8 protein-coding genes and 1 pseudogene are annotated in these 10,482 nt (G+C 39.1%); 6 read left to right on the forward strand and 3 right to left on the reverse strand.

Going from position 1 to position 10,482, the window contains the following annotated elements:
* The 3 genes from JV16_RS12115 to JV16_RS15030 all read left to right on the forward strand — a co-directional run bounded on the left by JV16_RS12115 (position 1) and on the right by JV16_RS15030 (position 4,587).
* Positions 1 to 894 (forward strand): DMT family transporter, encoded by an 894-nt coding sequence (locus JV16_RS12115; RefSeq protein ID WP_042536042.1) that lies wholly within the window; start codon positions 1 to 3, stop codon positions 892 to 894.
* A gap of 89 nt (positions 895 to 983) precedes the next feature.
* A complete protein-coding gene (locus JV16_RS12120) occupies positions 984 to 1,835 on the forward strand; it encodes an oxidoreductase (RefSeq protein WP_021095950.1) in 852 nt (283 codons plus the stop codon).
* A 70-nt stretch (positions 1,836 to 1,905) separates the two neighbouring features.
* Positions 1,906 to 4,587 (forward strand): helicase-related protein, encoded by a 2,682-nt coding sequence (locus JV16_RS15030; RefSeq protein ID WP_052481259.1) that lies wholly within the window; start codon positions 1,906 to 1,908, stop codon positions 4,585 to 4,587.
* A gap of 131 nt (positions 4,588 to 4,718) precedes the next feature.
* Here the strand turns inward: JV16_RS15030 and JV16_RS12130 are convergent, their stop codons facing one another.
* Positions 4,719 to 5,096 carry a VOC family protein gene (locus tag JV16_RS12130; RefSeq protein WP_032101756.1) on the reverse strand — a complete coding sequence of 126 codons (378 nt, stop codon included), beginning with the start codon at positions 5,094 to 5,096 and terminating at the stop codon, positions 4,719 to 4,721.
* Positions 5,097 to 5,259: 163 nt separating this feature from the next.
* On the opposite strand from JV16_RS12130, the gene merR reads away from it, so the two are divergent.
* A complete protein-coding gene (gene merR / locus JV16_RS12135; protein ID WP_004890413.1) occupies positions 5,260 to 5,667 on the forward strand; it encodes an Hg(II)-responsive transcriptional regulator in 408 nt (135 codons plus the stop codon).
* Positions 5,664 to 6,509, forward strand: a pseudogene (locus JV16_RS12140) (FAD-dependent oxidoreductase); the annotation flags it as partial. The gene merR and the pseudogene JV16_RS12140, both read left to right, overlap by 4 nt.
* Before the next feature lie 44 nt (positions 6,510 to 6,553).
* Here the strand turns inward: JV16_RS12140 and JV16_RS12145 are convergent.
* Both JV16_RS12145 and JV16_RS12150 read right to left on the reverse strand, forming a co-directional pair.
* Positions 6,554 to 9,511, reverse strand: a complete 2,958-nt coding sequence (locus JV16_RS12145) for a Tn3 family transposase (RefSeq protein WP_042536040.1) — start codon at positions 9,509 to 9,511, stop codon at positions 6,554 to 6,556.
* A 27-nt stretch (positions 9,512 to 9,538) separates the two neighbouring features.
* A complete protein-coding gene (locus tag JV16_RS12150) occupies positions 9,539 to 10,093 on the reverse strand; it encodes a recombinase family protein (protein WP_004890419.1) in 555 nt (184 codons plus the stop codon).
* 232 nt (positions 10,094 to 10,325) lie between these two features.
* On the opposite strand from JV16_RS12150, the gene JV16_RS15345 reads away from it, so the two are divergent.
* A partial coding sequence (locus JV16_RS15345; RefSeq protein ID WP_042535703.1) for a DUF4372 domain-containing protein occupies positions 10,326 to 10,482 on the forward strand: 157 nt, incomplete at its 3' end.

Raw genomic sequence — 10,482 nt, forward strand, 5'->3', positions numbered from 1 at the left:
ATGTGGAAAGGATATAGCCTCGTATTGTTATCGGCAACGGGATTTGCGTTTATTCCCATCTTTGCATTATACGCATATGACAACGGTGTCACTGTGACAACTCTGTTGTTTTTACGCTTTGCATTGGCTGCGCTTTTCTTTTTTCTGTATTTATGGTTAAAAGAAAAAAACTGGAAGGTTTCGCGGTCACATTTATTGTATTTATTTTTACTAGGTGGCATTTTCTATATGATGCAATCTTCTTTTTATTTTCAGGCAGTAAAATATATTCCATCTTCACTCGCTGCGTTGTTGTTGTATTTAAATCCGATATTCGTCGCTATTTTTTCGTTTTTTATTAATAAAGAAAAGCTAACAAAGCACATCATCATAGCGATTCTCATTTCTTTTTTAGGTATGTTGCTTGTATTAGGGGCACCAGAAGGAAAAATTCAGCCGCTCGGTATTGCGTTAGCCGTTGGAGCAGCGATTGTTTACTCAATGTACATTATCGTTGGAAATAAAGTGACCGCACACGTTCCACCCATTACAGCGAGCGCCTACATTGCACTCTTTGCCGCTTTGTCTTTTTTTGTTTTTGGAATCGGTTCGGGAACATTACATTTTCAATTTGACGCAAAAGGATGGCTTCCAATTATCGGAACATCGTTCGTCTCAAGCGTTTTGGCCATGTTGACGTTTTTTGCAGGAATGAATATTATCGGTCCGACAAAAGCAGCAATTTTAAGTATGATAGAACCGATCGTGACGTTCCTTCTATCGATGGTATTTTTACATGAAAGCATATCATCTCTCCAAATGATTGGGGGACTGATTGTGTTGAGTGGAGCTATGCTTGTTGTCACAACAAAAGAACTTAAACTAAAGAAAAAATCGACCTCCATCAGTGCGTGATAGGGGTCGATTTTGCAAAATGGCAGGAATATTACCTATCGTTATCTAATTCCAATAAATATGTCTTCATAGTAGCGAGGAGGATTGTTGTGAATCAAAATGTAAACTCCCCGTCGGTGGCGCTAGTGACAGGGTCCTCGAGCGGGTTTGGGCCACTCGTAAGCGTTGCACTTGCGCGTGAAGGATATCAGGTCATTGCTTCAATGCGAAATATGCAAAACAAAGAAATGCTTGCAACCGTGGCGTCTGAAGCCGGCGTGTACGATCGGATAGAAATCGTATCTCTCGATGTCACCGATTTCGCTGCGGTGGAATCGGTCATGCACGATGTCATCAATCGCTACGGACGGATCGATGTATTAGTTAACAACGCAGGGTTTGCCACTGGCGGTTTTGTAGAGGAACTCTCACTTGAAGAGTGGGAGCGTCAATTTGCGACAAACTTTTTCGGGTTAGTGGCCGTCACAAAAGCTGTTTTGCCAATTATGCGAACGCAACGGAGCGGTAAGATTATCAACATTAGCAGCATTAGCGGACGAGTCGGTTTTCCGGCGATGGGTCCATATGTCGCTTCAAAATTTGCTGTCGAAGGATTTAGCGAATCGCTTCGTTTAGAGATGTTGCCGTACGGAGTATATGTCGTCTTAATTGAGCCTGGGTCATTCAAAACAAACATTTGGTCAAAAGGGCTTCAAGGGGTGTCCGTCCGTTCGGATTCACCATATGCAAAAGAAATGAAAACCATTGTGCAATACGTGAATCGAGTAGTCAAAACAGCACCACCTCCTGACGAAGTCATTAGGCAAATAATTAAAGTCGTCCAATCGCCGACTCCGCGTTTGCGTTACCCTGTAGGGAGAGGGGTCACATTGACGTTAAGGCTGAAAAACTGGTTGCCGTGGAAGTGGTGGGAATGGATTGTCATGAAATCTCTTAAATAGAAATAAGCACCATATATACAACTACAGAAAACATACATTTGGAAGTAGGAGGGAGGGAAACTTCACTTCAATGACTGTAAAGAAGCCAACAAATATATTAGAGAAATTACAAGCGCGATTGAATCACCGTTTTGCGGCTTTGGAAGAAGACATCTTTCATCTTATAAAAGAAGAATTGGTGTCGTTAGAAATTACGCCCGAACCTTTTCTTACAGTAAAGGACGTTTGGGATGATATAGAGTTGTATTGTTTCGATGAAAATTTATCTAATCGATGCGAAGAGAAAATACAAGCGTTTCTTTATGACTTACTTGCTAATTGTGTGAGAGAATTAGGAGTGGACGAAGTACGTACGTATCTCATAACCCAAGGGTGGTCAGATGAGGTGGAAGAAATGGACATGGAAGACCTTATTTACGAGGTAAATGAGCTATTAGACTGGGAAATTGCAGAAATCACCTTGGATTTGCTTGAGCATTTTGGCCAGTATGAATTGTCATTTCTCTATCGCAAAGAATATCCGTTTCAACAGTTATGTAAACAAATAGAAAAACCAGTGGATTTGCATTTTTTGAGCGATGCTCTATCTTCTTGGTTATTTGCAAGAAAGGAACAGATAAAAAAACAAATTCGAGAGGAGTGCGGAGAAACGCTGTTAGACGACTCATTAAAGATAACACCTTTTTCTAGCGAGAAACTAGTACAAGCCTTTTTTGATGCGGTGGATGAAGAACACCTAGCACAAATAGTTAAATACGTAGAAACAGAATTGACGAACGAAATAAAAACTCGCTTCCAAGCCTTACTTGCCATTCGTCAAACATCTATATGGAAAGTTTGTGAATCCATTATTGTTCAACATGTAGGCATATGGCTTCATGAAGTAAAAAAAGAAGCAAGAGCTCTGTACGATGAATGGGAGGAGCTTTGTCGCTTGCTCGAGAATAGTTGTTCTAAAGAGATGATAATAATCCTTGATAAAATGCGGCACTATCCGACTTTTATAAAAAAAGTAGATAAAAAACGAAGAACGAAAGAGGAATACGAAGCGATTCTATCTAAAATTGCGTATACGTATGTACAGTTGCTAAACGAAAAATATCAATGTTCAATAAAATGGAATCCACAAAAAATGAACCGTTGGTTGAGTACGTGGTTTACACCAATGGAAGAATTCGAACGATCGTTTCTTCATTCCAAGGAGTTTAACCGCCACTTAAAGGCGATAAGCAAGCAAATTTTTGAACATCCTTTATCACTTTCCGCTTCATCGGTTCACAAAAAATATATCGTCCATGTCGGTCCGACTAATTCTGGAAAAACATACGACTCAATGCAACGGTTGCTTCAAGCAAAAACAGGGATGTATTTAGCACCATTGAGATTGCTTGCGTTAGAAAAGTTTGAGGAGATGTGTTCCCACGGTATTGCATGTGCCTTAATAACAGGAGAAGAAAGAAAAAATGTACATGGCAGTACACATATAAGCGCAACGATCGAGTCGGTGAATGTCACCGATGAATTTGAAGTTGTCGTTATTGATGAATGTCAATTATTAGCGGATGAAACGAGAGGGGCTGCTTGGGTCAAAGCAATTATCGGGGTGAAAGCGAAAGAAATTCATTTGGTTGCTGCACCGCATGCTGTTAGCTTGCTTCAAACACTGCTAGCTTACCATCAGTTTGATTTTGAAGTGATCGAACACAAACGTACCACTCCACTTATTTGGGAAGAAAAGGATTTTTCTTTTCCAAAAGACTTGCAAAAAGGAGATGCACTTATTGTTTTTTCAAAAAAGAACGTTCTCCATGTTGCCGCTTCACTCGTAAAACAAGGCTATAACGTTTCGGTTTTGTACGGAAGCATGCCTCCTGAAACAAGAAGAAAACAAGTCGCGCAATTTCGGAAAGGGTTAACCGATATATTAATAGCAACCGATGCCATTGGCATGGGAATGAATCTTCCTATTCGAAGAGTCATCTTTATGGAAAGTGAAAAGTTTGATGGGAAAGCCGTTCGTACGTTAAAAGCAGAAGAAGTACAACAAATCGCAGGACGAGCAGGAAGAAAAGGAATATATGAAGAAGGGTTCGTCTGCGCTACGGTAAATCGAAAGAAAATAAAAAAGTTGTTAGAGGCGCCGGTAGCTCCTATTGAATATAGTTTTCTCCCTATATCAATCGAATCACTAAAAAAGTTTCCTTACGAATCATTCGATTTATTCAAACGGGCATGGAGCTTTTATCAAAACGAATTAAAAGAAACGCCTTATCGTGTTCATGAAATAAGCGAATGGGAAAGAAAAATGTTCGTTTTAGAAAAAACATTGAAAAAGATGAAGATCGAACTCCCTCTTTGGAAGAAATTATCTTTCTGTTTCGTTCCGTTTTCAATCGAAGAAACGAAGATAACAGATTGTTGGCTAACGATGATTAGAGAATATTTAACGGAAGGGAAGGTAGCTCTGCCGCCTATCCTTACGTCGGTCGATGCAATTGATGAATTGGAGAACGGCTATAAACAGCTTATGTTATTTACGTCATTTGCTTATTCTCAATCGTTGTCTTTTAACGAAGAAGAGGTTTTTGAACTAAAAGAAAAAATTTCTGAAAAAATATTTGAAGTACTATCTAAACATTTGATACGCTATATGAAAAAATGTAAAATTTGCAATCAGGAATTGCCTTGGGATTTTCCATATCCACATTGCCATCATTGTCATGAATATATGTATGTGGAGATGTCTTTTTAATTTGCTGCTTATCTTTCTAGGAGAATTTTTCATAAATGAACAATATAAAAACTTATTTCCTTCTATATAAAAGCGGATGAGATAAAAATAAGCTGTTGAGCTTGTGTCAACAGCTTATTTTCTTCTAGCTACTAATTTCCGAGAGACAGTTGCCATGATACACCGTATCGGTCTTCTACCCATGCAAACTTTTTGCAAAATGGATAGGCACCTAGCGGCATGAGCACTTTTCCTGATTGGGATAGTTGTTCAAAAGCACAGTCAATTTCTTCTTCTGTATCACACGTGACACATAGAGACATCGCAGGCGTAAACTCGTGATGTTCGACGTGATTATCAATCGCCATCAACCGTTGCCCTTTCAATAGAAACGTGGCATGAAGCACCATTCCGTTTTCTTGATGCACAATTTGTTCGATTTCTGCCGGAGAAAAAACGGACATATACAAACGAATCGCTTCTTCTGCTTGCCCAGAAAACATGAGGCACGTCATAATTTTTTGTTCCATAAATACACGCTCCCTTATAACTGTAGAACACCAAAAACGAATATATGTTCTTGTATTTAATTATCGCCAATTCACAATTCATTGTCAATAGTAGAATTTTTTACTAACTTGACTATGTACCTTAGTACAAAGTTTATACTTAAATTGGAAGTGAGGTCATTCAATGTATCGGATTAGCGAACTAGCCAAACGGTGTGGCGTGAATAAAGAAACGATCCGCTATTATGAAAAGCGACAGCTACTTCCACTCCCTATGCGAACAGAAGCGGGGTATCGTTTATATTCAGATGCAGATGCAAAGCGCGTCCAATTCATTAAACGTCTGCAACAACTCGGATTTTCTTTAACGGAAATTCATCAGCTACTTGGCATTGTCGATCAAGATAAGGAAAGATGCGCGAATATGTATGTGTTTGTATCGAAAAAAGTGGAAGAAGTGCAAAAGCAAATCAAAGACTTGCAGCGAGTAGTACATGTGCTACAAGACTTGCAGAAGCGGTGCCCGGACGAAAAAGCGTTATACGAGTGCCCGATGATTGAAATGCTAATTGAGGAGGAATTTTCAACATGAAAAGATATATGATGCGCATTGAAGGAATGACGTGTCCAAGCTGTGAAAAACATATTGCTTCGATTCTTAAACAAATCGGCGCAAAATCCATTGATGTTAGTTTTCGTCGTAGAGAAGCGGTGTTTGAACTTCCTCATGCCAACGTGGAAACGGCAAAACAAGCCATAACTATGGCTGGTTATGAGCCGATAGAAGCAGGGGAAGTTGATGCAACAAGAGAATATGACTACATCATCATTGGCTCTGGTGCTGCCGCTTTTGCGTCGGCAATCGAGGCAAGCAAGTACGGGGCGAAAGTTGTCATGATTGAAAGAGGAACGATAGGAGGAACATGCGTTAATATCGGCTGTGTCCCTTCAAAAACGTTGCTCCGAGCAGGAGAAATAAACTACTTAGCAAAAAATCATCCGTTTCTTGGGCTGCATACGTCTGCAGGAACGGTCGATTTATCTGCACTAATCGAGCAAAAAAATGAATTAGTGCGCGATCTACGCCAAACGAAATATGTAAATCTCATCAACGAATATGGATTTACGCTCATACAAGGAGAAGCGGTATTCTTAGACGAAACGACAGTAGAAGTCAATGGGAAAAAATTATCAGCGAACCGCTTCCTGATTGCCACAGGTGCTTCTCCGGCAGTTCCTAATATTCCTGGGCTTGCGGGTGTGGATTACGTCACAAGCACGACGCTACTTGAACGAAAAGAAGTACCGAAACGATTAGCGGTCATCGGTTCTGGTTATATTGGTATCGAACTCGGCCAACTGTTTCATCATCTTGGTTCTGGGGTCCCACCAACAAAAAGCGCAAAACATACGCTAAGCAAATTTCGACATGAATAAAGCCGAGTTTTCCTACGCTAAGGAAATTTCGGCTTTTATTTTTATTGAATAAGAGGGCGCAGTGAATTTAAACTAGCTATTTTCTTCATATCAAAGGTGTATTCACCAAGAAAATTGATATGCTCCCATCCTAATGGTGAAATATGTTTTAGCAAGTCTTCTCGCAAATCTCCTTTTTCCTTCAACAAATTTATTGCTTCGGTAAGGTATACGGTATTCCATACACTAATGGCATTAATTATAATGTTTAAAGCACTTGCACGTTGAAGTTGATCTTGTAGTCCTCGTTCTCGTAATTCGCCTCGTTTTCCAAAGAATAACGCTCTTGCCAAGCCATTCATAGCTTCTCCTTTATTTAATCCTCGCTGAATACGCCTACGTAGGGCTTCATTAGATATATAATCTAAAATAAAAATAGTCTTTTCGATTCTTCCCATTTCTCGTAAGGCAGTAGCTAACTTGTTTTGTCTTGCATATGACCCTAATTTCCCCATAATCAGCGAACCAGACACTTTTCCTTCTCGAATCGAATGGGCTAAACGGAGCACATCATCAAAGTTTTTTTGAATAATCTTTGTGTTAATTCGCCCACGAAGTAATTTTTCTAGATCAGGAAAATCACTTGGCTTTTGAATGGTGTATAGTTTAGCATCAGCTAAATCACGAAGTCTTGGTGCAAAACGAAAACCTAACAAATGACTTAAACCAAAAACTTGATCGGTATAACCAGCCGTATCAGTATAATGCTCCTCAATATTTAATTCGGTTTCATGATGAAGCAGTCCATCGATGACATGTACAGCATCTCTTGCATTTGTATTAATGACTTTCGTATAAAAAGATGAAAATTGATCACTCGTAAATCGATAAATGGTTGCCCCCTTCCCTGTACCATAATGAGGATTTGCCTCGGCATGTAACGATGAAACTCCAACTTGTACTCGCATTCCATCAGATGAAGATGTGGTGCCATCTCCCCAATAAGAGGCTAAAGCAAGTTTGTGTTGAAAATTTACCAAAGTTGCCTGTGCTCGATTTATAGCATCATCATACAATCGCCATTGTGCGGCATTGGCCATCTGGTGATAAGTAATTCCAGGTGTAGCATCTGCCATTTTAGTCAACCCAATATTCGTTCCCATCGCCATAAGTGCAGCCATCAAAATGACCTTTTCCTCTCCCTTCGGAGGGCGATTGGTGGAAGCGTGTATTAACATTTCATCAAATCCTGTCCAGTGTGCTACTTCCATTGAAAGATCAGTGAGCTTAATTCTTGGAAGCATATTATATAAGGATAAACTGAAGGTTCGTGCATCTTCTGGGGTATTCTTTTCTAAACGATCCACTCTAAGTTTTGCTTTTTCTATATTTACTCCTTCAAGACTATCAAGGTTATTTGAAATCCATGTAAAGCGTTCAGCTAGAGCCTTTCTTCTTTCTTCAAGATATTCCTCTGCTGATGAACGAACTGCCAGTCTAGTTTCCTTTAAATTGGTTGTTGTCCATTCATCTTTGGGAACAAGGTAATCCTCAAAGTCTTTATGGAGCCTACTACCGACTACAGATACGTCTCCTGAACGAATATGATTTTTTAATTCCGTTAGGGCAGCCATTTCATAATAATGTCGATTAATAATTCCTTCCTCGTCATACACATGCTTTTCCCATCGTTTTGGGACGAAATCTAACGGAGCTCCATCTGGTACTTTTCTTTTGCCGGATTTATTCATCTCGTTCAATGTTTTTAATGCACGTAATAATGGTTCTGCTGCTTTTGTAGAACGAAATTCTAACGATTTCAGAAGAGCAGGGGTGTACTTTCTCAAATAAGTAAATCGATTCTCTAGCAAATCAAGGTAATCATAATCCATTGGTCGGGCTAATTTTTTTGCTTCTTCAACGGAAGCAACGATTTTATCCCAAGGCATTACCTTTTCAATGGTGCTAAATGGATCAAGTCCTTCATCTCGTGCTTGAATAAGTGCAGCCCCAATATCTGCAAAATGAACAACTTTTTCATTAACTGCTTTTCCATTTTCCCTTTGCATTTCCTCTTGTGTTTTACGGCCTTTCGATTGTAAAATCATCATTTGTCGATCATGAATTTCAATTGCTTGGTCAATTAAATCCTGACTTAGTGTTACTAGGTATGCTATAAGAATGGCATATTTCTTATTTTCTTTAAATCTACGAAATGAATGAGGTTCATAACGAGCCCCAATGCGAGATAATTGAAGTAATCGATTAGGATGAACTTCATTCATGTTTAATGGGAGTTTCAACTCTCGAATATATTCTAAACGTTCTATTACTTTCAGAAAGGCATCGGGTGATGATTGGCCGGGAAGTTCTCTCAACCATGCTAATGGGGTTTTCCTGCTGTCCACAAAAGGATCTATAAGTTGATCCAATTTATGTTTTTGCCACACTGAAAGAGTGGCAGTTAAGGTTTTAAAAATCTTTTCCTCTGCCCTACGACGAGTTTCCCACACGAGTCGCTCTATTGTAGTCACTCCAGGAAGAATTATTTTTCGATTCCTAAGTTCTTCTTGAACAGTTCGAAGCAGATACATGGAATTTCCATTTTGAAGAGCATGTTTCAAAAGATACTGAGCTAATTCCCGATATGTACTTAAAGAAAAATTCTGATATCCATATACCTGTCGAATTTCTTCCATATGTTCATGCTTGGTTGGGTCACGTTGGGCATATAAAGAGAAAGAATCAGGATTAGCATTGATTTGTTTAGCTATATATTGGATTATATAATCTGGTATAGGTTCAACGTCTGTGAGAGACCATCCGGGATAGCGCAGTACACATAATTGGACAGCAAATCCCAAACGATTATGATCTCTTCTATGCCTTTTAATAATCTCTATGTCATATTGAGAAAAAGTATAGTAGGTTTCTAGTTCCCGTTCGGTCATATCAGCCGGAATTCTTACAAATTCTGCTCTTTGATCAGTTGTAAGCAGTTCCTTTCCTCTTGATGCCATTTCCTCCCGTCCCTTCATAAGTTTAGTTTATTTCTTTTCTAGGTATCGATAAACGGTTGTTCGTGAAACTCCCCACATTTGGGCAATATCTGTAATAGGTGTCCCACTTGCCACTAGTGTCTTTAACATCTCTAATTCTTTCTTATCTAACTTTTCCGGTCTTCCTCCTAATCGTCCTCTGGCTCTTGCTGCAGCACGTCCGGCTGCCGAACGTTCGTGAATAAGATTACGCTCAAATTCGGCAAAAGCCGCAAAGAGATGAAACATAAGTTGTCCCGTAGCGCTAGCCTTGTCCATCGTAATGTTTTCTTGCAGACTATGAAAACTGACGCCTTGATCATTGAGATCATTGACAATCTTAATAAGATGCTGCATATTCCTTCCCAATCGATCTAAGCGCCAGACCACTAAAGTATCACCAGTTCGAACAAAACGGAGAGCATCTTCTAATCCCTGTCGTTTATCTTTAGCTCCACTGATCTTATCGGTAAATATCTCCCCACAGCCATGTTTTTTAAGCGCATCTAATTGTAAATCTAAATTTTGAATACCTGTGGAAACGCGCGCATATCCTACCTTCATTTATTTCATCCTCTTTTGATTATTCTGTTTTTATCGTAACATAACTTAATCGGTAGGTAATATCTGAACATAGATTTATTTACAGGGTTTATCACTAGCATTGCAGTAATTAAATCTGATGATTCAAAATACTAAGAATGTTCAATTTTTTATTGATTTCGAAACAAAAAAATCCTTTACAATGGAAGTACAGGTGGTTCCTGTCCAAATCCAATCGTAAAGGATAACTGTTATGGACAAGAATACACTAATTTCATCATTTGGTAAATGGGTTTCACCCATAAATATTCAAAAACTTAGCGAACAAGTCAAAGAATTGAAACAGGACTATTACACAAAAAAGCTGACAACAGAAGCCTATATTAAATTTTTATTGGTAGCCCAACTGC

This window comes from Anoxybacillus ayderensis, from assembly GCF_000833605.1.
In the GTDB taxonomy this organism is placed as follows: domain Bacteria; phylum Bacillota; class Bacilli; order Bacillales; family Anoxybacillaceae; genus Anoxybacillus; species Anoxybacillus ayderensis.

What these genes read in the sequence shown, in the direction of transcription:
- JV16_RS12115 (WP_042536042.1), top strand. Translation starts at nt 1, where the DNA reads ATGTGGAAAGGATATAGCCTCGTATTGTTATCGGCAACGGGATTTGCG.
- JV16_RS15030 (WP_052481259.1), top strand. Translation starts at nt 1,906, where the DNA reads ATGACTGTAAAGAAGCCAACAAATATATTAGAGAAATTACAAGCGCGA.
- JV16_RS12130 (WP_032101756.1), bottom strand. Translation starts at nt 5,096, where the DNA reads ATGGAACAAAAAATTATGACGTGCCTCATGTTTTCTGGGCAAGCAGAA.
- merR (WP_004890413.1), top strand. Translation starts at nt 5,260, where the DNA reads ATGTATCGGATTAGCGAACTAGCCAAACGGTGTGGCGTGAATAAAGAA.
- JV16_RS12145 (WP_042536040.1), bottom strand. Translation starts at nt 9,511, where the DNA reads ATGGCATCAAGAGGAAAGGAACTGCTTACAACTGATCAAAGAGCAGAA.
- JV16_RS12150 (WP_004890419.1), bottom strand. Translation starts at nt 10,093, where the DNA reads ATGAAGGTAGGATATGCGCGCGTTTCCACAGGTATTCAAAATTTAGAT.